This window comes from Lunatibacter salilacus (assembly GCF_009797935.1).
Taxonomy (GTDB): Bacteria; Bacteroidota; Bacteroidia; order Cytophagales; family Cyclobacteriaceae; genus Lunatibacter; species Lunatibacter salilacus.
In genome coordinates, this window is sequence record NZ_VOLC01000006.1 from 23,000 (window position 1) to 49,909 (window position 26,910).

The 26,910-nt window shown below is 40.0% G+C and carries 20 protein-coding genes; 5 read left to right on the top strand and 15 right to left on the bottom strand.

Translation table 11 applies throughout. The features are described 5' to 3' along the window. Nucleotides 1-42: 42 nt before the first annotated feature. The 11 genes from FQ608_RS09680 to FQ608_RS09730 all read right to left on the bottom strand — a co-directional run bounded on the left by FQ608_RS09680 (nt 43) and on the right by FQ608_RS09730 (nt 17,757). Nucleotides 43-2,340: a GmrSD restriction endonuclease domain-containing protein gene (locus tag FQ608_RS09680; protein ID WP_158857892.1), complete on the bottom strand. Its 2,298-nt coding sequence runs from the start codon at nt 2,338-2,340 to the stop codon at nt 43-45. After that, a complete protein-coding gene (locus FQ608_RS09685) occupies nt 2,337-4,130 on the bottom strand; it encodes a DUF262 domain-containing protein (protein ID WP_158857894.1) in 1,794 nt (597 codons plus the stop codon). The genes FQ608_RS09680 and FQ608_RS09685 overlap by 4 nt, the downstream gene beginning before the upstream one ends. 1 nt (nt 4,131) lies before the next feature. Beyond that, complete coding sequence (locus FQ608_RS09690) at nt 4,132-5,463, bottom strand: restriction endonuclease subunit S (protein WP_199856353.1); 1,332 nt, start codon at nt 5,461-5,463, stop codon at nt 4,132-4,134. Continuing rightward, nucleotides 5,460-5,864: a GxxExxY protein gene (locus tag FQ608_RS09695; protein ID WP_158857896.1), complete on the bottom strand. Its 405-nt coding sequence runs from the start codon at nt 5,862-5,864 to the stop codon at nt 5,460-5,462. The genes FQ608_RS09690 and FQ608_RS09695 overlap by 4 nt, the downstream gene beginning before the upstream one ends. 3 nt (nt 5,865-5,867) lie before the next feature. Next, entirely contained in the window at nt 5,868-6,734 is an 867-nt protein-coding gene (locus FQ608_RS09700; protein ID WP_158857898.1) for an ORF6N domain-containing protein, read from the bottom strand. A 4-nt stretch (nt 6,735-6,738) separates the two neighbouring features. Beyond that, the gene (locus FQ608_RS09705) at nt 6,739-9,084 is read right to left on the bottom strand and encodes a type I restriction-modification system subunit M (RefSeq protein WP_158857900.1); all 2,346 of its coding nucleotides are present in this window, start codon (nt 9,082-9,084) and stop codon (nt 6,739-6,741) included. A gap of 331 nt (nt 9,085-9,415) precedes the next feature. Next, entirely contained in the window at nt 9,416-10,018 is a 603-nt protein-coding gene (locus tag FQ608_RS09710) for a hypothetical protein (protein WP_158857902.1), read from the bottom strand. A 787-nt stretch (nt 10,019-10,805) separates the two neighbouring features. Beyond that, a complete protein-coding gene (locus tag FQ608_RS09715; RefSeq protein WP_158857904.1) occupies nt 10,806-13,331 on the bottom strand; it encodes a DEAD/DEAH box helicase family protein in 2,526 nt (841 codons plus the stop codon). A 755-nt stretch (nt 13,332-14,086) separates the two neighbouring features. After that, on the bottom strand, nt 14,087-14,578 hold the full coding sequence (locus FQ608_RS09720) for a hypothetical protein (RefSeq protein WP_158857906.1): 492 nt from the start codon (nt 14,576-14,578) through the stop codon (nt 14,087-14,089). 70 nt (nt 14,579-14,648) lie between these two features. After that, on the bottom strand, nt 14,649-15,788 hold the full coding sequence (locus tag FQ608_RS09725) for a M14 family zinc carboxypeptidase (RefSeq protein WP_158857908.1): 1,140 nt from the start codon (nt 15,786-15,788) through the stop codon (nt 14,649-14,651). A 946-nt stretch (nt 15,789-16,734) separates the two neighbouring features. Next, nucleotides 16,735-17,757 (bottom strand): quinone oxidoreductase family protein, encoded by a 1,023-nt coding sequence (locus FQ608_RS09730; RefSeq protein WP_158857910.1) that lies wholly within the window; start codon nt 17,755-17,757, stop codon nt 16,735-16,737. 182 nt (nt 17,758-17,939) lie between these two features. Between FQ608_RS09730 and gap the strand changes: the two genes are divergently transcribed. Beyond that, nucleotides 17,940-18,947, top strand: a complete 1,008-nt coding sequence (gene gap / locus FQ608_RS09735) for a type I glyceraldehyde-3-phosphate dehydrogenase (protein WP_158857911.1) — start codon at nt 17,940-17,942, stop codon at nt 18,945-18,947. Nucleotides 18,948-19,337: 390 nt separating this feature from the next. Here the strand turns inward: gap and FQ608_RS09740 are convergent, their stop codons facing one another. Both FQ608_RS09740 and FQ608_RS09745 read right to left on the bottom strand, forming a co-directional pair. Next, nucleotides 19,338-19,628, bottom strand: coding sequence for a type II toxin-antitoxin system RelE/ParE family toxin (locus FQ608_RS09740; protein WP_158857913.1), 291 nt, complete (start codon nt 19,626-19,628; stop codon nt 19,338-19,340). Next, the gene (locus FQ608_RS09745) at nt 19,616-19,795 is read right to left on the bottom strand and encodes a hypothetical protein (protein WP_158857915.1); all 180 of its coding nucleotides are present in this window, start codon (nt 19,793-19,795) and stop codon (nt 19,616-19,618) included. The genes FQ608_RS09740 and FQ608_RS09745 overlap by 13 nt, the downstream gene beginning before the upstream one ends. 374 nt (nt 19,796-20,169) lie before the next feature. On the opposite strand from FQ608_RS09745, the gene FQ608_RS09750 reads away from it, so the two are divergent. The 4 genes from FQ608_RS09750 (at nt 20,170) to FQ608_RS09765 (ending at nt 24,387) form a co-directional block, all read left to right on the top strand. Continuing rightward, nucleotides 20,170-21,300, top strand: coding sequence for a COG1470 family protein (locus FQ608_RS09750; protein WP_234364153.1), 1,131 nt, complete (start codon nt 20,170-20,172; stop codon nt 21,298-21,300). A 2-nt stretch (nt 21,301-21,302) separates the two neighbouring features. Then, entirely contained in the window at nt 21,303-22,265 is a 963-nt protein-coding gene (locus FQ608_RS09755) for an ABC transporter ATP-binding protein (RefSeq protein WP_158857919.1), read from the top strand. Between the two features lie 210 nt (nt 22,266-22,475). Then, entirely contained in the window at nt 22,476-23,543 is a 1,068-nt protein-coding gene (locus FQ608_RS09760) for an ABC transporter permease (protein ID WP_158857921.1), read from the top strand. 544 nt (nt 23,544-24,087) lie between these two features. Continuing rightward, nucleotides 24,088-24,387, top strand: a complete 300-nt coding sequence (locus FQ608_RS09765; RefSeq protein ID WP_158857923.1) for an RpnC/YadD family protein — start codon at nt 24,088-24,090, stop codon at nt 24,385-24,387. Nucleotides 24,388-24,754: 367 nt separating this feature from the next. Here the strand turns inward: FQ608_RS09765 and FQ608_RS09770 are convergent, their stop codons facing one another. Together FQ608_RS09770 and FQ608_RS09775 are read right to left on the bottom strand one after the other, a co-directional pair. Beyond that, nucleotides 24,755-25,351: a hypothetical protein gene (locus FQ608_RS09770; protein WP_158857925.1), complete on the bottom strand. Its 597-nt coding sequence runs from the start codon at nt 25,349-25,351 to the stop codon at nt 24,755-24,757. A gap of 216 nt (nt 25,352-25,567) precedes the next feature. After that, nucleotides 25,568-26,806 (bottom strand): endo-1,4-beta-xylanase, encoded by a 1,239-nt coding sequence (locus FQ608_RS09775; RefSeq protein ID WP_158857927.1) that lies wholly within the window; start codon nt 26,804-26,806, stop codon nt 25,568-25,570. Between the last annotated feature and the right edge of the window lie 104 nt (nt 26,807-26,910).

Sequence of the window (26,910 nt, forward strand, 5' to 3'; positions counted from 1 at the left end):
ATGGTGTCCACAATGATGTTATTTTGGTTTTTAAGATCCGACTCAGATTCTTTGCAAAATTTGATTTACAGCACTCTCTATATCGTCATAAATATAAATTTCCTCGACAGGTTTTGATGACTCTGCGTCTGTTAGTCCAAATTTTCCAATGCCTCTGTTGAAATCTAGATCGATTATTTTTTCACCTTTTTTAAACTCTATCTTGGGATTTGAGTTTTCACCCTTCCCATAACGGTACTTTAGCTCAAATTCATGCTTCTTTTTCTCATTCGCTAGAAACCAGTCGAGGGTAAAGAGCTCAGAAAATCGCCCTGATATTCTAGTTGAATTTAGTAGAAAGATTGAGTGGTTATATTTTCTTATATGATGTTGATTAGAATAATCTAAAACCGTCGGATTAAATAAGATTGTGTTAGTATATTTATCTTCTGATCTATATGATTTACAGATGATTTCTAGACTGGAAATAATATTTTCTGAATCAAATTCAGGAAGATATATCAATTCATCTATCAATGAAAGGTTTGCTTGGATGAATCTCCTCCAATTTTCATTTCTATCCCTGAGAGTCCCTCTAATATTTTTTGGAAAGTAATACTTATTTAATTCAGGTTTGAAATAGGAGTCCATCTGAGAAAGGAAGGATCTAAATAAGAGGTAGTTGCTTTGGTTAAGTACATCTTCAGAAAATAAAGCTCTGATCTTTTCCCCTTTCACAATCAAATGATCGAAATCATTTTTAGCGATTTCAAGAATAAAGCCGATTTGTCCATAAAAGTAATTATGGGTTTCCAGTTTAATAAATTGAGATTCCCATTCAATTTCTAGATTTTCTATGATCAATTTTGACTTGAGAACCTCTTCTTTGACTTGTTCTCCGTCAAAGAAGTCTATGCAACCCTCTAATTGAGAAAGTTTTTCGTATACATTTTTAGATCCGAGGATATTTATTAAAGAGTCAATACTTCTACAAGCAGTTCTATGCAAATAGGCTGTTTCAATCGGTGTATTGAATATTAGGTTTCCGATAACCCTGGCCCATTGTTCAAAAAAAGTGAAGTCTCCACCATTGTTAATGATATACCGGGACAACGCATACTGATAGGTATTGTTAGGAAAGTTTAAACCTTGATTATTCTTGAAAAAATATTCTTTCAATGAATTAACCTGGTAACTCTCGTAAAAGCTGTAGTCTTTCTCCATTCCGCTGAAAATATCCAATAGAGTGATGTAGCGATCAATGTTTTTGGAGAAGGTTTCGTTACTTTCAAAAAGAGGTATAAGATCTTTTTGACTGGAAGTCCTAAGCAGCTCTGTACTCTTGTCTGCATTGATCTCTGATGCGGCACTCTCATCAGTGTATTTTTCTATTAGGTAGTCACTTAGATATAAACTCTTAAAAAACTGAAGATACTTTTCGTCAATTTCTTCGACTTCTTTCACATGAACCCAAAAAAGGTCAAACCACTCAATGTCTAATTTCCGACCTAAATCCTTGTCGCCAATTCTATCTTTATGGTTTTGTAGTAGCCATGCCTTAAAATTTTCAAAACCAGACAATGACTTCCCCCTAGCATTCATTTTCACATACAATTCGTCAGTAAGATCAAACTCATCCAAATCAAAAAAATCAAAAGACACCACATTCAAGTCAGTCAAAGCTTCCCAAGCTTCATCACTTTTGATGTTTTTTTCTTTAACAATTCTTTCTATTTGTTTGAGAACAGACAGCATGCTATTTACCGTCGGATCTTTGATCCATGAAGTAAAAAACAATTCATCGTTCAAAATCGCTTGGAATAGACCTTTCTCCAATTGTAAATTAAGAATTCTTGAGTCACAAAGCAATTCCAAAAATTCTTTTGAACTATTTCTGGTTGTATAAGTAAATCTTTTTAGAATTTCTAAACCCATTTCATCCCTATTCAAAAAGGCAAAATACCAATGGATTAAAAACAGTGTGGTTAGTCTTTGCTGACCATCTAACGGGATAAATGTGACAATTTCGGATTGTTGCTCTGATTTTTTAGAAGTTGAAAACTCAACTTTCAAATAGAGATTTGCAGCGTAATTTTGGACAGAATGTAATAATGAATCTATACTGTGCTTATTTTTCTCCAGTAAATGGAAATTCTCTTTTCCCTCTAACTTGCCATAAATAAAATCTAAGTGAAGTTTTTTACTTGGATCCTTACAGGAAGATAAAATTGATTCTATCAATTTTCTACTGATCTCATGGGCACTCTTTCTGCCATAAGTATAATCTCTCTGAATGGTCGGAATTTCAATGCTATATTCACAAATCAACTTCCAAAAGCTGATTTTTATTTCTTTGTTCATGATTCTATCGGAAAGTATTTGTTTAACTGGTCTTTGATATGGTTTTTGTACTCTTCCATATCCTTTATACCAAAAATTTTATCGGTTATATTTTCCTCTTCTTTAGAAAAAGCTTTGGTAAATACGTCTTTAGTACCATTCGGAATATATGTGATTTCATCATCTGACGATTTCTGATAATAGATTTCTAGGATTTCCTTCCTCTTATCAGTAAAAATCTTGTTCCCCAATTTACTATTGGTATTCCGGTCAAGTAAACAGAGGTTTCCTATTTCATGAAGTGATAATTCATCACTTATTTTCTCTATCACCTCTTCGTAGACTAGTCGGTCATTTTTTTCAAATCTAAAATCAGCAAATTTCGAATCCAAATCTCTTTTACTTGAAAAATTGTCAATCAGACTAGAGATTCTCCCGACTACTTCCTTGCTGTCCGGATCAGTAATTTTATCAAAATAAGTTTGATAGGATTTTAGCCATCCTATTACATCTCTGATGGTTTTGAATCCTCTTGGGTTTTGAGGATTGATGTGTTCCACACTCCATTTTTCATTGAGGTAGAGGTTAAAAGGAAATTTTTCATCAGAAGACCTATTTAAGTAATCTTCGATATTCAAGAGGAGTAAGATATTTTGGCAGGCAATTCTATATTTCTCGTAATGGAGATTTTCTAGTCTATGATAAGCTATTTTTTCACCTTCAATATCTTTGGTTTTTGAGAGTTGATCTCGAATCTCTCTCAAAAGGAGCTCTTTGAATTCTTCTTTTGTTGGACCTTTACTCATTTCTACAATGCTGGATAACCTTTTGTATTTCGTGACGATTAAGAATCCAATGTAATGAAAGAGCTTCTTGTCTGTATACCACTCCTCTATTTTATTAAAGGTTTGTTTAATAGCTTGCCAGTCTAGTTGTTCTCCTGTCTGAAACTTTTTATCATATTTTTTGTAAGATGTCTTCCTCTGATCCTCTGTATCGATCTTTGGTACTTGATTGGCTAAATCTATGATCAAGTCTATCCGTGTATCAAGGTTGTTGTAATAATCATTGTCACAGATAAACGACCAAAAAGTATCATTTTGCAACTGATTCTCTATCCTGTCCCAATCACTGGCAAGATCAAAGGCCTTCAACTTCCCGATTTCGTTAGAATTTTGTTTTTGAATATCTAAAATGAACAAAGCTTTAATGAGTTCTGAATTGGTCAGTGGGATTTTTCCAGCATTTAAGTTCAGAAATACAGCCTCTGGTGAGATGTCAGGGTTATTCAGCGAGATATCATACCAAATTATGTGAACCGAATTTTTAAGCTTGGCGAAAAATTCTACTCTATCCGCCTTGCTTTCATCAAACCACTTCTTGATTTCCTTGTAGACTTTGAAGAAAAAATAGATGTCAACGTTATTAAAGCTGCCGTTTTGGTTTATGAAGGTTTCCCAGGTTGAGTTTGAATAGTCATCCAGTAACTGTAAACCAGTATCCAAAAACTCCCTTGTTTTCTCTCTTGTTTGATAGGAAATACTGTAAAATGAGTTATCCTGTAAAAAATGTAAAATAAGGTAAATTGACGTGACTCGCTGTTGTCCATCTATCAACTCTACTTGGTCATTGCGCTGATGTACCAATAGTGGTTGCAAACAATACTTTCCATGTGTATGATTATGAATATCATTTAACAAATCTCTGATTTGCTGATCTTCCCATTTATAACCTCTTTGATAATCCTTCACCACAAAGTGGAGATTTTTTAAATCACTAATGGGTCTAAAGTCTATGTATTCTGTTTTCATATCAACTCACTTTAATCTTCCCCGTCACTACACTGTCGATCATCGTAGCCTTATATTCTTTCAGCTTCTCAATTTGGGTTTGTTGTAAAGAAATTGTTTGGTCTATTTTGGCGGATTGGGTTTCGATGTGGGCAACGATGGAGGTTTGTTCCTTTTGAGGCGGAACGACGATAAAACGACCTGCTAAATTATTAAATCTTATTCGGACTGCCCTCTGTCTTACCGCATTGCAAATGACTTGAATATATTTTGCTAGGGCCATTTCTCTTAATAGAAGGGCGAAGTAAGTATTATTCGCTCCCTGATTTATGCTATCACATACAACGTATTCAGGAGTACATTTCCCCTCAGATTCGGAAACCCCAATTGCCCCTTCAAAAGCATCCATTGAGTTAAGAACTAATTGTCCTTTCCGAACCCCTTGAAATCCAGCTTCAAGAATAGCCTCTGTGTATCCAGTTAATCTTCTATTACTTCTGAGAGTCACTTGCCCATCTCTGTAAGCAGTAACAATTTGATTATCGGAGCTCACAGGAAGCCTACTTTGCGCAAATAGATATTTAAACCTCTTCACCTCCCAACCCTCCGGTATCTCTCCAATCCATTCCACGCCGCTGTCTTTCATTTTCTCTTTGGGCGTCATTGACCATTCACCATTAATCATTGACCATTTCCCCGTTACCGCATTTTGAATGATGATTTGCTTGCGTTCTTTGAGCAGGGCTATGAGCTGCTCTTTTTGGCCAATGGCACGGTCTATTTTAGCGGTTTTGTCGTCCAGAAAATTGGCAATGGCGGTTTGTTCTTCTATTGGAGGATAAGCCAATAAACTGTTTGCAATATGATTAAAACTAATAGTTTGTCTTACACCTGAGCCAAGGAGTTTCATATACGCCACATCATATCGGTGTAACAGGTAATTGAAATATGATTTATCAAGCTCCATTGCATTTTTGAGAACTATATAACCTGAACTCACAACCACATTGATACTCGAAAGCCCAATTCTTAAACTGATTAAGTCATAGTTTAAGTTAAGAGGGTTTACTAAATATTCACCTGCTAAAACCTCTTGGTAAGATGCCTTTGTTGATTCTGGTATTTTTTCATCATCCTTATAAACGACCTTACCAAAACTGATTGAACCACAATTTAGACTTGGGTTGGTAACTTTCTTCTTCTCTTTAAAAACATGTTTCAATTTCATAATCTCCCAGTGTTCTGGGATTTCGCCCATCCAGTATTCACCCGAATCTTTGTAAGCGGAGTATTTGTCTGAACATGATTTATGTGATGGCATGATGGTCATGATTTTTTGATTAGTATGATTCAAGACTTTTTAATTTTCTTGTTGTACACCCTGTGGAATTGCAAACTTTGAGCACCGAAGTTGATGAGTAAACTGTCAGAAACGTGGTATGCTTCACAATAGTTGATGGCTTGTGCCTTATGTACACCCTCCAGTTGCTCTATGGCTTTTATTTCCACCATCAAACAGTCTTCAACAAAAAAGTCTACTCTACGTGTTCCTACATTATAGCTCTTATACAAAAGGGGCATTTCAAGTTCACGTTCATGAGCTATATTATTAAGGTTTAATTCGATACTCAATGCTCTTTGATAAACAACTTCTTGGAAACCGTTGCCCAATTGGTTGTGCACTTCCATTGCACAACCAATTACTCTGTGGGTTAAGTCGTTAATTTCTTCCTTCGTTTTTAAAATCTTGTCCATCTTTCAATCCTTTAAAATCCTGTTCAAGACTATTTCTACCAAATGATCCATTTTGGAAAAAGCGAACCACTTCTTTCCTAAATCTTTTAAAGAAGCTCCCAAATGATAGAGTTCCTTTTGGTCGATAATCAAAAAGCGGTCGTGGCTATTGGTAAAAGTTTTCAAGGCAATGGGTGGGTATTGACTGTTGTGTTTGTCAAGGTCTAATTGCAGTTGTTTAGAAACTTGCTTGGTAAAAATGGTGGCGTTTGTGTTTTTCTTCCGCTTGGCCAATATGGTCAGCACGCTTTCGTCCACATAGTTATCTATCAGTATGATATCGTTTTTGGCCTTTTTGATGATATCGGCTACAAACACATAGGCATCAAAAATTTGTCCTTCGAAGAAAATGCCTTTGTCAGGTTCTGGTTTTCCGGCTTCTAGGGCTTTGAAGATTTGCTCTAGCTTTTCATCTGTTTTGAGTTGTTTCAACTCCACTTGGTCGAGGCGTTGGAAAACTGAAGCGTTGTTGAGCAGAAAATTGCGCATGGCAACAAATGCTTGCATGATTTGTATGGACACATTAACGGCCACATCACTTCTCAGTACAGCTGACAGCATGGCCACTCCTTGCTCTGTGAAAACATAGGGATTAGACGGGCTATGTTTCAGGGTTTCTAAGCGGTCACAATTTGTGACCAGTTCCATTTTCTCTTCCTTTGTTAGCTGAAAACGAAAAGCATCAGGAAAGCGATTGATATTTCTTTTTACAGCTTGATTTAAAACTTTGGTATCTACTTGATACAAGTCAGCTAAATCCCTGTCAACCATCACCTGAATTTTTCTGATGGTGAAAATCCTATCTTCAATATCTCTTTTGCTTAGCTCCATCAACTTACATCTTCAAAATATCCATGATTAAGCCTTCACTCTCTTGCTCCAATGCCAGTATTTCCGCACTCACTTCTTCAATAGGTCGTAGGGGCTTGTGCTGGTAGAAATATTTGTTGAAGCTGATTTCATAGCCAATTTTGGTTTTGTCCAGATCAATCCAGGCTTCCTCCACATGCGGTTTTACTTCCCGCAAAAAATAGTCGTGAATGTTTTCTGCCAAAGGCACACTTTCACTGTCACGCAGGTCGGTTTGATTTTCGTAAATGATGTATTCGTTCGACTTTCCGCTTGGGTAGTAGCCGTAATCGGGTAGTTGCTCTTCAGTACAATCCAAATGATCCAAGACTTGGTCGAGCTTTTCGCCACTTAGCTTTTGGGTTTTCTTGATGACCTTTTCGGCTGTTTCTTCATACCAACTTACGGCAGCCAATAGTTGATTCTTTTCGCTGGCAGAGAGTTTTGATTTTTGGGCTTTGAGTTCTTGGTTCACTTCCTCCAAAAAGACATTGTAATCGCTGTATTCATCCGTACCAATGGCTTCCATTAACTGCTGGGCAGTTTCCAATATTTCCTTTTGCTTTTTCCAAGTAGCGGCCGTCGTAAGTGCTTTGCGCTTTTTGGCGTTTAAGTCCTGATCGTTTTTCTCACACCATTCCAGTAGCTCTTTTTCAATGTATTTTAAATCGGTGTAAACGCTTTCGCCAAAGGTTTCAAAAGCCCATTGCATGGGTTCTTTGAGTGTTTTGTCATAGCGCAAGTCGGCAATGCGATCGACAGAAAACTGCGCTTTCAATCTGGCCGGTCGGTCAATCGTTACTTTGTAATAACCAAAATCGGAATTATCAAAAACCTTGGCTGCCAAACCATCTTCGCCTTGGCGCTCCACCGTCTCAAAATTGGTATAGGCATCCTGAATTTCTTGGATGTGCGTAGCCGTCAATTCGCAGTTCTTATTGCCCAGGTTTTTACGCAGTTTGGCAAAACGCTGAGAAGCATCAATCAGCAACACTTTTCCTTTTCGCTGGGCTGCTTTGTTGTTGTGCAAAATCCAGATGTAGGTAGTAATGCCGGTATTGTAAAACAGGTTGTTGGGCAATTGGATAATACAATCCAACCAATCGTTTTCAATGATATGTCTGCGGATATTGCTTTCGCCACCTCCGGCATCACCTGTAAACAAGCTAGAACCGTTATGCACCGAGGCAATACGGGAACCCAATGGGCTTTGGCTGGTCGGTTTCATTTTGTTGACCATCTCCATCAGAAAGAGCAATTGTCCGTCAGAGGAGCGGGGGGTAGCATCTGCTACTTCTACATTGCCCCAATAATCTTTGAGATTTACTATAAAACGGGAGTCGATGACAGCATTTCCATCCTTGATATATTTTACTTCACTTGCCCATGATTTTCCATAAGGTGGATTGGAAAGCATAAAATCAAAGTTGTGTCCGGAAAATTCATCCGTGGAAAGGGTAGAACCCACACGGATGTTTTCAGGGTTATTTCCCTTGATCATCATGTCGGACTTACAAATGGCATAGGTCTCATCATTGATTTCCTTGCCATATAGGTACACATCACCCATAGCCCGAATGGCACCTTCTTCATCTTTGATGAAATTCTGCGACTCCGTAAGCATACCACCCGAACCACAAGCAGGGTCATAAATGGTCATGACGGGAGGCAATTGGTCTTTGATCGGATCAAAAACAATATGCGTCATCAGGTCGATTACTTCTCTTGGGGTAAAGTGCTCTCCTGCTTCTTCGTTGTTATCCTCGTTGAATTTCCGAATCAGTTCCTCAAACACATAGCCCATGCCTAAGTTGGAAAGCGGCGGGAGTTTTCTGCCGTCAGGGTCTTCTACCTCAAAAGGAGTTAGATTGATTTTAGGCGAAGTGAATTTCTCCAATACATCGAGCAATACATCTTTAGCTGCCATGTGCCGGACTTGGCTTTTCAGCTTAAACTTGTCAATGATCTCCTTGACATTCGGACTAAAGCCGTTGAGGTAATCCTCAAAATTGGCTTGCAAGATCTGCTGACTGTTGGTGGCAGTGTCATACAGTCGTTGCAAAGTCCATTCACTGGTATTGTAGAAGACGTAACCACTTGCGTCTCTTAGACCGGTCTCATCCCATTCCGTAAATCCAGCCTCATCCCGTTGGAAAGCAAGTTCCTCCATCACCGCTTCTTTGGTTGGTTCGAGCAAGGCATCTAGCCTACGCAACACTACCATAGGAAGGATAACGTCTCGGTATTTTCCTCTTACATAAACGTCTCTTAGACAATCGTCAGCTATTGACCAGATGAAGGAAATTAATCTATTGTGTACGGATTGGTTCATTCTTGACTTTTTATTTCTATTCGTCTCTTTCGCCTATTTTAAGCGTTGGCAAATCTAGCCAAAGGATATTTTTCTTTTTGTTTAATGTTAGGGAATCTTTTAGCGTAATTCAGCGCTGCGTGTTCCCAGAAACTAAATTCGGAATGATCCGGGGAACTCCTGAAATACAGACAGCCTGTAACACAATGGATCCTAACAGTCTGTGAGAGCCTCCCCTCACATTGCCTACAAGGATCCGTAAGGAATATCCCCAATATACCAAATAAATCAGGCAAGGGAGAATGTTCAAATAACCACGTCCCTGTTATGTGCCGTTAGCGTTATTTTATTTTTAATTTTCCGCCGGCACATCTAATAGAGAAATATTTTGCTTATCGGCTAACTGCCTAATATCTTCTAAAAATTGCAAACGAATACTTTCCATATCTTGATAGGCTTTGGTTAGTTCAGGCGGCCCAGTTCCATCTAACCTTCTAGGTAAGTAACCTTTACTAAAAACAGTGTCTTTAATATATGGCTGCATCTTTTTAAATGTTGTTTCCATGATATCCAGTTTTCTTAACATGTTGTATGCAATATTTGAAATTTGCGGTTTATCTAATGACTGGAGTAAAACATATTTTGCTTGAATTTCTCCATGTGCTTCATTAATGCTTTTTAATACCGCTATATATTCATCTCCATTTACAAATCTAGTTTGAAAATTTAAAGAAAAAGCTCTACGATATGTTTGACCGATAATATAAATTGAAATTTCGTTAGCTTTTTGATTGCTTAAAGAATCAGAAATTGATAAAGTCACTTTTTCGCTACCTTTTTCTTTTGAAAAAATTTTATCCCAGTTAGTGAATAATCCAGTAACGATAACTCCAATTAAAGCAACTATAGCAACTAAAATCTCTACTCTTGCTGTTTTTTTCTTTTGATTAGGCATAATGTCTTATTTTAATTTGTCAGTTTCAGCACTTTCAGTATCTAATGGCACATAATCGTGTCAGCCAGGGGAATCTCACCCCCACCTTCCCACAGAACTCCCGAAAAACGGAACAAGCTGTGCGTGAAAGTCTCCCTTCACACTGCATGCCCCGATGCATCGGGGGCTCCTCATACCAACAACCACTTAAAGGTAATGCGCTAATTTAATCAACTAACGGTGGTCCTGCTTCTTTTCCATAAACCATCCCTTGAATAAACAAGGTTGTGAATAAAGGCGAAACATGGTATGCTTCATACCCGCACACCTCTCTCAAATGTCCTCCCGGACATTTGCCGTGCTCCACTCCCATTTACTCATGTTTGAATTCATTTTTATGGAATTCGTGAATGCGTAGCATTTCAGAAGCTTCAACACTACTACGACTTAGTCTGCCTCCTATATCTATCACACAACTTGTCCTGATTTCCTTTAGAGTTTCAAAGAGAGTGTGTTTGCCTCTTCGATTTTACAGAACAATGAAGAGTTCAACCTGAGACTTTGTTCAGGACAGACCCGCAAGCCGGCATCGGAAGGCCTGTCTACTAGTTGCCCAGTAGTACTCCATCCATTTCAAAGCATTCATACCTTTAGGGCTGATTCAAGTCACACACGGTTCCCAGCTACACCCAGGCATGGTTTTAAACCACTGAACCTCCTACGAAGAATTGATCTTCAAATTTACCACTATCCTGTCCTACGAAGCACGAAACCCCTGCTTGCATATAGGTGATGACGGGCACAGTTTTTAATTTGCTTTCTTATAGTATTTTTCTGAGTACAAAGTTTTTAATGATTCAATATCTAGTTTGTGTGCGTTTATAAATTCTTGTATTTTTTCATCAGTTAAAGACTGAATTTCGTATTTACTAAACTCCTTAAAAAATGATTTGACATTGGTACGCAAACTTTTGAGTGTCCCTCTTCGCATGATTTCAACATCACGTCCAAAATCTCCGTGATAAGAAAGATTTTTAGTTGGTATGATTAGAATTCTTTTGACTTGAGATTCTCCATATTGACTTTCAAACCAAGCACAATGTGTATTCATTTGTCCTGTTTCATTTTTGTTAATCTCCTGTCTTTCTATGTTTACTTCACTTTTACATTCAAAAATAAAATATTGGTTACTAACACCGCACCATAAATTGTCAGGACCTTTTTTAAACTCCTTATCAGGGCGTTCACTTAAAAATCCAAGCATTAAACCAAGTTCTTTCAAGGCATATTCAAATTTCTCTGATGAAGTCCCAAATTCTAGGTCACTTAAAATACCTTCAATGCTTATCATAAGCTCCTGGTAGCTTTGGAAGTTTTTTATGTAGCTTAAGATTCTCTGAACTCTATTTTCATTTATATATTCTAATTTTTTATAGTTTATTCCTTCACTTGGTTTAAGTAACTCGTGATTTTTTAAAAAAGCAGATTTTTGTAATGAATTGGCCTCTACTTTTGAGTCTAAATATTTGTATCTGGCCAATAATTGTAAATACCAACCACGTTCACTTTCATTATTGCAGTAATTGTCAACTATTTTTTGGATTGAATCACAAGCTTTTTCATAGTCTCCGGAATAGTTTGAAACTGCTGCTTTACGCTCTAATACCAACGTTTCATATATAGTACTGTTATTTTGTTCTAATACTATTTTATTCATTTCCTCTTTGTAGAATTCTTTCCAATCTTCATCTCTTTGTAAAAATTGTTTCATTAAAGACTTCATTGCATCCATTGGTTGATTCTTGTCGGAGAGTTCTTCAACTGCCATTTCAGCAATTTCAAGTCCTATTTCAAGTTGCTTTTTTGTTTGAGACGAGAAATATTTATTTGTTCTGCTACTTTTTATGAATTTTACCAGGTCTGCGCCAATTAAGAAGATAATGCAGTAGTCTTTCTCACCTCTTACACTTCGACCTAAACCTTGTTCTATTTTCTGGGCGATTTTAATATTAATTGAATCACTATTTACTCGATTGGCTTCTTCATATCTATCAGATAATGAATAAAAGAATGGTTTACCATCAAGTATTAGAATACGACAAGATTCATCAGGCAAATCAATACCATCATATCTATTTGCAAAGACAACAGTCTCTTTGTAAATTCCTTTTTTTAAATGGTCAACTACTTGACCAATCTGGTCTGATTTAGGAACAATTGCACCAAGGGAATGGTAAATTTCAGATTTTGAAAATGAGGAAACTAATGATACTACTCCGTAGTTTTTTGTATAAGGTGGGGCTAATGCATTAACAATTGTTATTCGGTCAAGGTTTTCATCTATTAAAGAGGGAATCAATAACATTTTTTCTCCTGACCAAATCTGTTCGGGATTTGTTAAAGGAGATTTTACAGCATCAATATTAAAACCCAAACCCTTTATAAAAAAAGAATCGTCCTGCGTTGTAGCAGACATCAAAATTCTTTGTTTAGCATTATAAAAGAATGTAAATTTTTCAATAGGTATGTGAATCGGTGTGATTTCAATATTCTGTCCTGATATGAATGCTTGACAGTTTTTAATGTTATCTTTAATAAATGGCCAAGCAAAAGCTAACTCAGTTTCCTCCCGATACTCTGAAAGAATACTTAGTAATTCTTCCGACTTATCTATCCAACTCCAATATGGTATTGGCAAAAACGAGTTATAGTCTCCATTCTCAATTTCCAAAAATGTTCCCTGACCCTGGTCTGACAAACTATCTTTGAATAATTCTCTCAATTTATTATAAATCTGGTGATCTTTGTTCAGATTAATCGTGAAAGAATCTCTAATAGAATCAATACAAGCGTGTGAATCGTCTAAAACTATATTTTCTACTGGTATGTAATCATTACCAATGCCAAATACAGTTTTACCGTTAAATACTTTTTGAACGTGTGTTATCAATATTTTTTTACCGTCAATAAATTCATTTGGAACTGAGCCATCAGGTTCAATAGAGCAGTAACTTATACCAAACTTTTTGGCATCATTTTTAACTTGCTGAACAAGATATTTATTAGGACAAACGTATAAACAAGGGCCTTGATCAGCATTAATTTTGGATTGAAGAATTAATAACCCAATTAATGTTTTTCCCTCTCCCGTATGAAGTTTAATAATTAAGTCTTTTTTGGTTGATTGAGAATCATACCATTCCTTAAGGATTTTATTCTGTGCTGGTCTTAAAGGTCCTGCAATACTTCTCCTGTCTAAAGAATCATATATTTCAATCGGGTCTGTTTTCTTGTCTATTGCAGATTTGTTCAATCTTTTCTTAAAGTCAACCATATTTTATATTGTTACTATCGTTCGTTTATATTGTGCCCAAAACTTGTATTCACGGAACTCCTCAAGCCATTGCTTCTATATCCCCTAGTCCATAGGAATACTGTGGCATAGAGCCATAAAAGTCCCGCTATTTAGTAGGAAATCAGCCCCTTGGCCAGTGTGGATATAACCGAGTGTTTCCAGTTATCGATTAATTCCCTAAACCGAACAAGTTTAATCAGTCCTTGAGTTAAGCTACATCAGATTCCGCAATGCGTCTTTCCATGTTTCTTTTAGGCTAATTTGTTTCACCAATCCCTTTTCTCCATAACCTATCAAAAACACCCAACTTTTAAAGATAGACTTTTCAGTTAAAGAAAAAAATACCCTAATCGGGGTATTTTTTATTCCAATTCCATTTATAGTTTTACTAGTTATTCGGATAACCTAAAATTGTTTGGTTATCCCCGGAAAAGGATTGTCTAAAATGGGTTTGGTTTTATGGCTTTAGGGGGCTATGGGAAGGGATTTTTTCAAAAAAACAATTTCAACAGTCCTCCTAAAACGTTATTTAGTAAGCCATTGCAAATGGCATGAAACGGATTTCGGTTTTGAAGGAAGTTAGAAATAGGAGGGTGTAGAGGATTCTACACCCAGGGGGGGGTATTGCAGAGGATAGTTAAATTTAGTTGATCTCATATGAACTTATATGTCTTATATGGTTCACAAATATTTTCATCTTAAATGTGGAATGACTTTGATAAATTGAAACGCTATCATTCAAATACCTTGGTAAAACGCTGATGCCGGATACAGATGGAAGAAAGTATGGGATTGCAGGGACCAAAATCCATCACTACCTCCCGATTATTCTTTTCAAATTCGAGTACAGCCTCCGCGTTATACGGGATTCCCTCCAATTCCCGAAAGTCCTCAAAATTCCCATATTCGCTTTCCCCATCCTCCAAACGGTAATGTACACCATCTATAAATTTAACCCGCCTTCCGACTATCTGCAATTCACCTTTTAGGTATTGGGTATATCCGACAATTTCTGCCGATTGCGGCTTTCTTAGAAAATGGATTCTCTCAAAGATACCATCCGGGTGAAAATGATACCTTGCTACCAAATCCAGATCCCGGCCTTCCAGATAACTGCTTTGCTCCCAAGTGCCGTACAAAACGGTGGGTGAAATGTCTCTTTCATTGGAACAAGAACTCAATGCCAATACAATAGCCGTTAAAACTAAGTAAACACTATCTTTCATAGAAGTAAAATTTGTTTCTTCTTAGACGGTTTTTCTTTAGCGTTTGTCTCAATCCATACCTCATTTAAACTTACTTCAACTCCCAATACATCCTGTTCGCCAGTACGTATTCAAACATTTCCTGATAAAGCGTCAACTGAATATCAAGGATATTTTCATAGGTGGCCTTATCCTCGATGGTTCCATGAGGGCTCTCAAAGGTAAAGGACATCGTTCCGGTGGCATGATGTAAGGCACTTACCAAATTAAAGGATGCCTTGGGAAAATCGGGGTCATCATCCGCTAAGCTCAGGGAAAAATTTTCTCCCCGGTTGGGTAGGCCTTTACTGATAAAGCTATTGTTTAAGCCTTTGGCAAAATCCGCAATCCGCTTCTTCATAAACAGGGGTACATGGCTGTTTTGAATCACAAAGGGTGTACAGGAACAGGAATGCAGCGAAACGGTCATATCGGGAACTTCGTCCCTGGCAACCTTTAAGATTGCTTTAGTTTCTTCAGCCATGGGGGAGAAAAAATCATCATGCATCATATTGATGCCGTTATCGTTGTAATAGGCACCGAGGATTTCAACGTTTCCTTTCATCGGATGTAAGGCTTTTGCATGCGGCCATCGCCAAGGTGAACCGTCTAGTTTGGTTCCTTGACCATATTTGGTCATAATATCTTCGGGTAAACCCACAAAAGTATCATAAGGGCTTCGCCGTCTGCCGTCCGGGTTTCCGTGGGGAATAATGATCACCCGGAATTGGTCAAAATATTTCTGAATTTGTGGCCAATCCTTTCCCCGATAATCTTTTCCCGTCTCGGCAATGTGAATTAGATTGACCAATCCTACCAACCCCTCGCTCTCCTGTCCGTGAACGGGTCCCAAGAAGAAAACAACAGGTTTGGTGGTTGAATCTTTCCGGGCATAAAATGCCGGATTTCTAGCTGCCACCGCTGAGTTGTAATTGGCTTGGGAGTGAAATTCCTCCTTTTCGCCATAATATACCGCATAAAGAGGTAATCCACTGGGAGATTCAGCAATCTGAGTATAGGTGCCTTTGGTCATAGACCGCAGTTCAGCATCGATATCGGCCAAGGTGGCCTTGTAAAAATCCGGTATGTCTGTTGGGTTAGCCGGATCTCCCGCTTGGGGTAAGGTCTGCGCCCGCAACACACCGGAAATCAGGCAAATGGTAAGGGGAAGCAAAAAACGGAGCGTATTCATTGAATTTTAGGTGTTTTTGAAAGTTTATTGGAAATTCTAAGGTAACATTGTTTTACCTAAAACCTGCAAACCTTCCGGGTTTTGTTGATAATCAGCTAATTATTATGATTAACGTTTGAATCGCCAGACTGGGTGTGGTTTGCCATCCCTACTACCCGGCCCAAGCCTGAGGACTGTTTATTAACGGCTTGTCCTACCGTTCTATTATTTCCAATTTGCAATTGGAAATGGACGGAATTACCAATGATCTACGGCTATTGTAGAGGATTTTACACCTAGGGGGAGGCGTTTATTAAGTTAAAAGTGGAAAGTGAAAAGCTAAAAGTTGACCCCACTAATGTCCTTTTTTCTGACTTAAATACGGCTAATTCCTAGACTGTTCCAAGTGCCGTCAGGCACGGCCGATATAATAGCCACCGGTTTCAACCGGGGGATCTAAATGATAATAATATTTCAAAAGTCCCGTCGGGACGGCCGATGTCAAGCCAAGGTTTCAAATTTAGGTTTTGTCAGGTGCCTATTCTATTTCGCTCGGGTAGCCTTGCGCTTTTTATCGGTTATACCCACCTTTTGAGCACGCTTTATCGTCCGTGCCTACGGCACTTTTAAGGGAGGATTGTTTCCTAACCATGGGTTGAAACCCATGGTTACTATATCGTTCGCTCCTACGGAGCTGATCAATTTCATTCCGCTTTATCTATAACTATTTAGATCTACCCAGACCTTTTCAAACACTATGGCAGAATGAGTACAAAATGGCATACATTTATTTCCTAAAAGGTTATTTAGTAAGCCATTGCAAATAGCATGAAAGGGATTTTGAAGGAAGTTAGAAATAGGAGGGTGTAGAGGATTCTACACCCAGTGGGGGAAATAGCATCCCATCAACATGGCACATCCCAAATAAATACGGTTTAACTGATTGCACATTGTCCGAAAAAAATTTTCACCATGCCACATAAATCTTGCCTGTACTTTTACCGGATTCCAACAACGCATGCGCTTTGGCAATTTCAGATGCGGAAAACGTTGCCCCCACTTCCGGTTTTATTTCGCCCTTTTTAAACAGTTCGATCAAATCACGCAGACAGGAACCGATAATTTCTATTTTGTTATCAGCCAAACGCAGCATATTTACCCCAATAACTCCCTGCGATTTCATCATCATAAACAAAGGACTGACAAATCCGGTCTGAAACAGGAATTTCACATCATTGATCAACAGGCTTTTTTTCCCGCTCCTAGCTGCGCCCCCAAAACAAAAAATCCGTCCACCAAACGCCAAAAGCGATAGGTCATTTTTGAAGGTTTTGCCTGCGACGGTGTTGAACACATAGTCTACCTTTCTAATTCCGAGTTGGTTTTCAATTACATCTTTGTAGTTGCTTTGCTTGTAATTGATCGGTATTTCAACACCTTGTTCTTTAAGAAAAGCTATTTTCTCTGGTGAGCTGCAAAGGCCGATAACCCGAACTCCTTTGCGGTGACATAACTGGGTCAATGCAACTCCCACCCCACCGGCACAGGCATGAATTAACGCCGTTTCTCCCGCATGCATTCGGCTGGTAAAATCGGTCATATAGTACGCTGTACAATATTGCGTGGCCAAAGCACAAGCCTCCCCTCCTGCTATGGAATCGTCAATAACCGCCGCTCCCCTGAAATCAGCCACCGCCTGGGAAGCGTAACCTCCAAACCTTGTAAAGGCTACCACCCGCTGATCGGCAAATTCGTCCGGAACCAAAACTCCCTTTTTGATCACCCTGCCCACGACTTCATAGCCAGGTACAAAGGGAACCTTGGGCGCATCCTTGTATAATCCGTTCCGCGCCATTACGTCGGCAAAGTTCAGCCCGAAACCTTCTACTTCTATCAGCAATTCCTGTTCCTTCGGTACTAGATCAGCTCCTTCTTGAAGTGAAAAAGCTTCCTCGGCTTTTCCGTAACTGGTAATCATCAATTGTTTCATCGTTTTGGGCTATTGGTTAAATGAACATTCACAGTGTCAATTTGCTTACCAAAACTGAGGTAGCTTCATTTTGGTTTTTTCTAAATTTACACAAAATTTTAATAATCAAAATTTATCTGCCCAATCAATCCCAATTCAATGGGATCTTTGCTATTTTCGCCCAACCTTTAATCACCCTAACATTGAAAATAAAACGCGTTGCTGTTAACGGATGCGGCAGAATTGGCCGACTGACCATCAAATTATTGTTGGACAACCCGCACTTGGAGCTGGTTGCTGTTAATGACCTAACCGATCCGGTTACTCTTGCCCATCTGATCCAATACGATTCCGTGCATGGGAAATATCCCTTTCCCGTAAAAGAAATCGATGGAAATATCTCCGTAAAGGGAAAAACGATCCGCATTTTTGCGGAAAAAGATCCGGATAAAATTCCATGGGGTGAGCTTGATGTGGATCTGGTGCTGGAATCCACCGGGAAATTTACCACCAAAGAAGGAGCCCAAGGACACTTGCGGGCAGGGGCGAAACGGGTTATCATCACGGCACCTTCTCCCAGTGCGGATGTTCCGACCATCGTATTGGGTGTGAACAACGAGATCCTACATGGCGATGAGAAAATCGTCTCCAATGCCTCCTGCACCACAAACTGCCTGGCACCGATGGTCAAAATCATGGATGACAACTTTGGGATAATCAAGGGATACGTCTCCACCATTCACTCCTATACCAACGACCAAAATCTCCACGACGCTCCACACAGAGACTTAAGAAGAGCACGTGCAGCCGCCTACTCCATTATCCCCACCACCACCCATGCCGCCAAAGCCATGGAAATCGTCCTTCCTGACCTTAAGGGAAAAATTGAAGCATCCGCCATGCGGGTGCCTGTACCGGATGGCTCACTGACGGACCTGATTGTCTTGCTCAAACGGGATGTTTCTTCGGAAGAAATCAACGCCGCTTTTAAACTTGCCTCCGAAAATGCCTATAGGGGTATCATTGAATTCAGTGAAGATCCCATTGTGTCTATAGACATCGTGGGCAATCCCCATTCCTGCATATTTGATTCTGCCCTCACTTCATCTATGGGAAACTTGGTAAAATTAGTTGGCTGGTATGATAACGAGTCGGGCTATGCCAACCGTCTGGTTGAATTGGCGGAGAAGCTTTTGTTAAGTGGTAAGTGATAAGGGATAAGTGGAAAACCTTGCGCTCTTTATCGGTACCCCCCCCCTCAATGTCGATAACTATAACAGTAATCTTAGATTATTAACATTTAACAAATCTAAAGGTCGGGGATTTCAACCCTAACAAAATCCGGTATGGGATCGTAAAATTAAGCCTTAGACAAATCCACTTCATCCTTGGCAATTCGACGATATATCTATCACCTATTTTTAGGGTATAATCACCTATTCCGGTTCCTCCTTGATACTTACGGTCATTATATGAATAGTTGAACTTAACCACCGTACCTGATTTCAATCCGGGTTGCTTTTTTTCAACAATACCAACGGTATTTCTTAAGTTGCCATTGAGGCTGTTGAAAAAGTCAAGTTACCTGTTAGAGCCCTTATTTAAATATTTTGCAGCGGTCTAGAAGAATGATGTACCATAAGTACTTCTATGGCGTCTTCTCCTCTAAGTTCGTAGATAATCCTGTAATTGCCTTCAATCAATTCCCGAATGTTCTCTTCATTCTTTTCAGGGACTACCCTTCCAATCTTCGGCATTTTCTTTAAAATATTGACCTTATCGAAGAGTTTGGAGACAATAAAAGATGCATATTTCGCTGAATACCTATCGCTAAAATCCGCTATACGAGTTAAATCATCTATGGCCCTTTCTGCCCATATTATTTTAACCATTTTTCAAGTTTCCTTTTAGCTTCTTCCTCTGAATAATATTGTCCTGCCTGTATCTGAAGTCGGGCCTCTTCGATTTTCTGTAAGATGATCAGCCTTTCCATTAGTTCATCTACCGAAAATTCATCTGGCAGATCTTGAATGGTCTCTAATAATTGGGTCTTTTTCATGGTTTCTCCTTTTTCTAATCACAAGGTACGTAAAAGCACCCTTGTTGTCAAAAAATTAAACGTTTGAGTCAGTTGGCTGATTTTAGAATAGGTTCTTAATGAAAAATAGCAGAATTGGACGCTGTACAGGTGTATCGGCCCAGACTGGGTGTAGTTTGCAACTAAACCCTTCTATTATTTCCAATTTGCAATTGGAAATGGACGGAATTACAAATAATCCACGGCTATCAAACCTTCTCATCCAGCATAATTCCTGTTAACATTTTTTAACATTTGAAGTATTTCAAATTTTTTTTCCAGTTTTTATTTTTGGTGCCTGTACCAATCGTCACTAAAAGATTATGAACCGTTTTTTATTGTCAACCCGTACTAAGATGCTAAGCATCGTTATGGTCCACATCCTGTGGATGTCGCTTCTCGGTGGTCACCTGGCACATGCCAACTCGGTGGCTCTTTACACGCCTTACCCTGAAATTTCCGTTCCGCCCGGTGAATCGATTGATTACGCCATCGAGGTGATCAACAACACGGAAGAAATCAAAAATGTACCCGTATCCCTTAGTGGTGTTCCAAAAGGCTGGGAATATTCCCTGAAATCCGGAGGATGGACCATTCAGAAGGTTTCTGTGTTGCCAGGGGAAAAGAAAAATTTATCGCTGAAACTTGAGGTTCCCCATCAGGTGAAAAAAGGCACCTATCGATTTCAGGTAGTCGCCAGTGGATTGACCTCGCTGCCTCTTACCGTCACCGTGTCTGAAACAGGCACGTTCAAAACAGAATTCACGACCACGCAGCCCAACATAGAGGGGCATTCAAGTGCACTATTCTCCTACAACGCAAAGCTGCGCAATATGACTTCAGAGCCGCAACTATATGCTCTGAGTCAAGATGCTCCCCGAGGCTGGAATGTAATCTTCAAAGCCAATGGAAAGCAGGTAAGTTCTGTACAAGTAGATGCCAACCAAACACAGGATATAGCAATAGAGGTGACTCCCCCAAAGAAGATTGAAGCTGGAAATTATAAAATACCCATTCAGGCAATCACCAACGCCACCTCCGCCAACTTGGACTTGGAGGCTGCCATTAAGGGTTCCTATGAAATGGAGCTTACCACACCTACCGGACTACTAAGCACTAATATCACCGCTGGAAAAGAAAAACGGCTGGAGCTTGTCGTACGAAATAACGGCTCCTCTCCCATCACCAACCTAAAGCTGGACCGAAGGGCTCCGGTGGATTGGGACGTGGTATTCGATCCCAAGGAGATTCCAAACTTGGAACCCGGTGAAAGTGCCCAAGTATTTGCCACAATACAGGCATCCAAAAAAGCAATTGCCGGCGATTATATGGCCACGCTGGAAGCCACCAATCCCGAAGTTTCCGAAAAAGCAGCCTTCAGGGTTTCCGTAAAAACCCCCGTGGTCTGGGGATGGCTGGGGGTTATGCTTATCCTAGGTGTATTTGGTGGGATTTTCCAGTTGTTTAACAAATACGGAAGGAGGTAAGCGTGCAGGCTGTTATTCAACTTGATAACCTGACCAAGCACTACGGGGATTTCAAAGCCGTGGACGGACTAAACCTGCAAATTCAGAAGGGAGAAGTATTTGGCCTGCTCGGGCCAAATGGCGCGGGCAAGTCTACCACTATCCTGATGATGCTTGGACTGACAGAACCAAGTTCCGGATTGGTGCATGTTTGCGGCCTCAATGCAACCACCAATCCCAAAGCTGTAAAGGAGAAAGTCGGGTATTTGCCAGAAGATGTGGGGTTCTACGACGACCTTAGCGGATGGGAAAATTTGATGTTCACCGCCCGGCTTAACCGAATAGCGGAGGAGGAGGCAAGAAACCGCATCGAAGACCTGCTTAAAAAAACCAGCTTGGAAAAAGCCGCCCATCAAAAGGTGCGAACCTACTCAAGGGGTATGCGGCAGCGACTCGGCTTGGCCGATGTGCTGGTCAAAAATCCCGAAGTAATCATACTGGATGAACCTACGCTGGGAATTGATCCAAAAGGTGTGAAAGAATTGCTGGATCTAATCGTGGAGCTTAGCCGGGAAAAGGGACTGACCGTACTGCTTTCCTCACACCACCTGCATCAGGTGCAGCAAATTTGTACCCGTGTAGGATTGTTTGTGCAGGGAAAATTACTTGCCTCAGGTTCCGTGGACGAATTGGCCGCCGAATTGATTTCAAAACATCTGGTGCAGATAGAGGCTCGGATTACGCAACCCCAATCAACGGCTAATCTTGAAGCGGAGCTTCTCCAGTTAGAAGGTGTGGATGATGTAAAGATACTGTCAAAAGGCTTGCTTTATATTGGCTGTTCGAAGGACACTTCCGCCGAAGTAGCCCGGGCTATTGTGGAGGCAGGAGCCTCTTTGCACCATCTGAGTAAAAAAACGTATGGGCTGGATGATATCTATCAGCGGTATTTTGAAGAAAGAAAGACAAAGGAAGTCGGGGCATGATGGTATCCTCACCCGACGGAAATATTAAAAATGCGAAATTACCCGACTGCCATTTGGCAGGATTCTACCTGCCGGAATCATGGCAGTCGGGTATGGCTATTGAAAAGCAAATTATGATACTATGAAATCGAGCATGAGGAGAACCTCACACGGAGGGATGATTATCATAGCGAGATTCCATGTGACCTCTGAAAAACAAATTATAAACACATGAAACTACTCTCACAAGCTAGATCATACCTGTCTCCTTCGGGGACACTTACCCTGCCTTGGGTTCAAGAGAAAGTTGCAACAAATAAAACATTTGCTCAAAAGGAAACGAAGCCGAATATCCCCTCCCCCTTTTGGGTGATTGTACAAAAGGAAATCGCCGACCATATTCATAGCTGGAGGCTGATCATTTTGGTGGCAATTATCACGCTAGCCTGTGCCGGTTCGCTGATCACGGGGCTGATGCATTTCAAAGACACGGTAAAGCCAAGTGATCCTGAAGATGCATTCTTTTTCCTAAAGCTCTTCACCGCGTCAGGAAATGGGTTGCCGTCATTTATTGTGTTTATCAGTTTCCTCGGTCCGCTATTGGGTATTGGGCTGGGTTTTGATGCCATCAATTCCGAACAGAACAGGGGCACACTGGCACGAATTCTTTCACAGCCTATCTTTCGGGATCAGTGGCTAAATGCCAAGTTTTTGGCTTCGCTGCTGGTGGTGGCTGTTTTGATCGGATCTCTAACCGTGCTCTTTATGGGGATTGGAATTCTCCGAATCGGAATTCCACCAACAGTAGAGGAAGTAATGCGGATTATTATCTTTACGCTTGTAAGTATATGTTATATCGGGTTTTGGCTGAATTTGTCCCTGTTGTTTTCGGTGAAATTCCGGCAGGCGGCAACCTCAGCACTTGCCTGCATTGCGGTATGGTTGTTTTTTACCGTCTTTTACGGGATAGTCGTCAACTTAATCGCCAATGTGCTGGCTCCTTCGGAGTTTGCCCATCCGCATCAGTTAGTCCGGTATCAGGAGTTCATCATCAATCTTCTCCGGGTAATGCCCAGTCAGTTGTATAGTGATGCGACCACTACCCTACTGATGCCCAATGTCAGAAGTCTGGGTCCACTAACCCAGGAGCAGATCGTCGGGACAATTCCCAGCCCCCTACCACTGGGCCAAAGCCTGATGCTGGTCTGGGCGCAGCTTACCTGCTTGATTGCCGCAACGGTTGTTTGCTTTGGGTTGGCTTATTATTCCTTTATGCGGAGGGAGATTAGATCCAGGTAGGTAGGAGTTGAAGATGGTTAGTTGAGTTATTGGTTATTGGTTATTGGGTTATTGGTTATTGGGTTATTGGTTATTGGGTTATTGGGTTAATAGTTTTCTCATGGACGGAGAGATTTAGAGACGAAGGGATTAAGATACTTTGGGATGTGAATGGAGAAAAAAAAAACCTAATGAAGGCAGGCGTGTTTTATACTGCAAAAGTGGAGACGGTTAGTTGATGGTTGATACCCTACTTTGTCGCAGATACCACATTATGTTGGTTGCAAAGCAACGTCTAAAAATTAATCTACAGGTGCCGTTAGGATTTCCTGTCGTAGGTACGGCACGGCCGAAATAATAGCCCCCGGTTTCAACCTATTAATCAAGCACATTTTCATCGACTTAAAGACAATCGATGAAAATGTGCTTCTTGACACGCGAAACAGCATGATGGCCGCAACCATATTGTCACAACAGTGGCGCATCAACCCAGCAACTCCAGGAAGACTTTGAATGCATCTTCCGACTGTTTCCTGTAGAGGGAGCAAACTGGAACTTTTCGGAAATGCTCGTTGTATATGCTTTAAATGTATCCGACATTTCCGAAGCCCAATTAGGTGACTCTATAAAATCTATTCCTGAACCCATAAAAGAAAATATTATGACTACATATGATAGACTAATGGAGAAATGGAAGTTAGAAGGAGAACTGATAGGAATGCAAAAAGAAAGAGCAGAAGGAAAAGCAAAAGTAATTCTCAACCTTTTTGATGAAGGATTCCAAACGCCGAGAATAGCCAAAATCGTTGAAATGCGGGAGCAGGAGGTAGTTACTATCCTGAAAGACAAGGGTATGTTAAAATAAAAATATAGTATTTTTGAATGAACCTAGTAAAAAACACGGCATTTTTATCCCCATTAAATAAATCACTTTAAGCTAAGAACACTTTTTCCAAAGTGCAGTTCGGATTTAATGTACTGCACTGTAGGCATAATAACCCCTTGTTTCAAAAAGGATCCACAGACTACCCTGTAACAAGCTAAAGAAATACTTAGTCGAGATATGTATTCCAAAGCAAAGTCACTTGGTGATTTTATTACCGAACCTGTGTCTAAAAATACGTGCGTAGTATGCCATTGCAAAATAGCAATTTGGAGATTTTGGCTATGAAGGAATTTGATAATAGGTTGTTGTAGTGGATACTACGCCTAGTTCGAGAAAGGGTTTTCGGTCATTCCACCGTTGTATCCTCAGGATCCCTGAAAACAACCACGAAATTTCTAGACTTAGTAATCTCTGGAGGAGTTAAAGTCGCATTATTCCCCTTAGGATTGGGGTTATTGTAATATATTACCCCATGGTCTGCTAGGTATTTCATAAATGTAGATCCAGTTTCCTGTTTATATAACGGCATCTTCAGATAGTCATTTATTGGAACGCCCACAATAAATCTATCCACGGAGTTAGGTGTGAAAATTAAAGGATTAACGCTCTCGTAATCCGTTAGTAAGAGAGTGTCAATTCTCCCAGAGTATTCAAAGCAAAGGTATAGGTAAGGAAGCTCATCTGTATCCGGATTAAAATGGGTGTTAAGAAAGAAAATTACCGAATCAGGTGAGGAATTGAAAACGTCAAAATCAAAATAAACTTTCGGAATAACATACGGTCTAGCTACATTCAAGGAATCATTTTGGTATTGATTTATGAAAACATTATTTAATTCAACCTTAAAGTCAAGATGCTCATTCTTATCAAGATTTCCACATCCATTTAATAGCATATAGAAAACGATAACAGATCGCAATTTCATCTTTTTCCCTTTTTGCATCTTTTTGAGGGTATTTCATTTAATTATTATACGATATTGGCCATCTCGACTAGCTCATGCTTAATTAAAGAAACTTCACCCAGCCCTTCGAAGCCGTTAATAATCCCCAATTTGATCCTATATTTATTTTACCGCATCATCTATTTGACAGTAAATAGTTTGTAACAATAAGTTTAAGGAATTCTCTTTTTCCCGTCACACACATACCGCAATACTCTACCTAAAATCCACAACCACCCTACCTCTATCCTTCGATAGCAATACCTCCTTTGTCTCAGACCCCACGGTAATCCTATAGTTTCCGTAAAAACCAATGGTGGCAAAATTTCCGTTTTGGTTGATGCTTCCCGAGTTATCTGTCCACCATGTTTTGTGAATCAATTCCTGATAAGCTTCGGCAGCGGGAGTTGGTGACCAGTCCCGGTTGTAGAGAGAGGAAACTGGAATCCAGTTGGCCCCAGCCCAGAATCCCCACATCAGAATTCCATCCACCGCCGGATGGGCAAAGCAAATGCTGTAGTAATCAACCAAATCCTCCGCCTTCTGTGCTTCCTCTTCTGGAGTCATGGTACGGATATTTTCCCGGTAGTATTTGGAGCGCTGACCGGGCATATTAAATTCGGTAACGATAATGGGCAATTTAAACACAGCCAATGAATCCAGCGAACGCTTTAACTCCCCCCTGTCAAAACTCTCTCCATGCAAATGACCCTGTACGCCTATTCCCGCTATCTTCACCCCCTGCCCCAACAGCTCCCTGATATGGGCCATATAATCGTCTAATCTGCTTCCCGTAAGGATATCGTAATCATTTAAGAATAGTTGGGCATCCGGATCCTTTTCATGAACCCACTCCACCATTTTTTTGGTAATATCCGGACCTAGACGCTCCTCATAGAAGTTCCCATGAATCATCTCGTTATTTAGGTCATACTGGGCAAAGCGGCCCTTGTATTTGGTGGCGATATCTTCTGCCCTATTTTTTAGCGTTTGACGAAGTTCTTCATCATCCAACTCCTTGACCCAATCCTGCACAAATTTTTCGATTCCCCAATAGATATTGTGTCCACGCAGCGGAATATTATGATTGTCCGTCCACTCCAGTATACCGTCAACAACTGTATAATTCACCTCCCCTTTCTTCGGTTCCATATTTCCCCATTTCAGGGCATTTTCGGTAACGGCGGAATTGAAGTTTTTCAGGAATTTCTCCTCATACTGGCTTTTGTCTTCGGCTGACATTGAGCCACTCACAAAACCATTGCTGATGGCAGCCCCAAACCAAAACTCATGGGATAGCTGCTCTATCTTGACTTCCTCTCCCGGATTTCCCAATACAATCAATTCCCCTTTTCGGTGTCTTTCAATATCTTCTTGGGCTGGGAGATAAATTGGTAGGATGGCAAATAAGAATCCAATAAGAAATAATCGAAGTTGGTTTTTTGAACTAGGCATAGCTATAGGTTTAATGGTTAATAGATTTGAAATTACGAATTATTGGGCTATTGGAAAATTAATGTGTAGCCCATTCTTCATTTTATTCAGATTCGACGAAATGA

Excerpts from the sequence above, each read along its gene's own strand:
- FQ608_RS09680 (WP_158857892.1), bottom strand. The coding sequence starts at position 2,340 with ATGAACAAAGAAATAAAAATCAGCTTTTGGAAGTTGATTTGTGAATAT.
- FQ608_RS09685 (WP_158857894.1), bottom strand. The coding sequence starts at position 4,130 with ATGAAAACAGAATACATAGACTTTAGACCCATTAGTGATTTAAAAAAT.
- FQ608_RS09695 (WP_158857896.1), bottom strand. The coding sequence starts at position 5,864 with ATGGACAAGATTTTAAAAACGAAGGAAGAAATTAACGACTTAACCCAC.
- FQ608_RS09700 (WP_158857898.1), bottom strand. The coding sequence starts at position 6,734 with ATGGAGCTAAGCAAAAGAGATATTGAAGATAGGATTTTCACCATCAGA.
- FQ608_RS09705 (WP_158857900.1), bottom strand. The coding sequence starts at position 9,084 with ATGAACCAATCCGTACACAATAGATTAATTTCCTTCATCTGGTCAATA.
- FQ608_RS09710 (WP_158857902.1), bottom strand. The coding sequence starts at position 10,018 with ATGCCTAATCAAAAGAAAAAAACAGCAAGAGTAGAGATTTTAGTTGCT.
- FQ608_RS09715 (WP_158857904.1), bottom strand. The coding sequence starts at position 13,331 with ATGGTTGACTTTAAGAAAAGATTGAACAAATCTGCAATAGACAAGAAA.
- FQ608_RS09720 (WP_158857906.1), bottom strand. The coding sequence starts at position 14,578 with ATGAAAGATAGTGTTTACTTAGTTTTAACGGCTATTGTATTGGCATTG.
- FQ608_RS09725 (WP_158857908.1), bottom strand. The coding sequence starts at position 15,788 with ATGAATACGCTCCGTTTTTTGCTTCCCCTTACCATTTGCCTGATTTCC.
- FQ608_RS09730 (WP_158857910.1), bottom strand. The coding sequence starts at position 17,757 with ATGAAACAATTGATGATTACCAGTTACGGAAAAGCCGAGGAAGCTTTT.
- FQ608_RS09740 (WP_158857913.1), bottom strand. The coding sequence starts at position 19,628 with ATGGTTAAAATAATATGGGCAGAAAGGGCCATAGATGATTTAACTCGT.
- FQ608_RS09745 (WP_158857915.1), bottom strand. The coding sequence starts at position 19,795 with ATGAAAAAGACCCAATTATTAGAGACCATTCAAGATCTGCCAGATGAA.
- FQ608_RS09750 (WP_234364153.1), top strand. The coding sequence starts at position 20,170 with ATGCTAAGCATCGTTATGGTCCACATCCTGTGGATGTCGCTTCTCGGT.
- FQ608_RS09760 (WP_158857921.1), top strand. The coding sequence starts at position 22,476 with ATGAAACTACTCTCACAAGCTAGATCATACCTGTCTCCTTCGGGGACA.
- FQ608_RS09765 (WP_158857923.1), top strand. The coding sequence starts at position 24,088 with ATGCTCGTTGTATATGCTTTAAATGTATCCGACATTTCCGAAGCCCAA.
- FQ608_RS09770 (WP_158857925.1), bottom strand. The coding sequence starts at position 25,351 with ATGCAAAAAGGGAAAAAGATGAAATTGCGATCTGTTATCGTTTTCTAT.
- FQ608_RS09775 (WP_158857927.1), bottom strand. The coding sequence starts at position 26,806 with ATGCCTAGTTCAAAAAACCAACTTCGATTATTTCTTATTGGATTCTTA.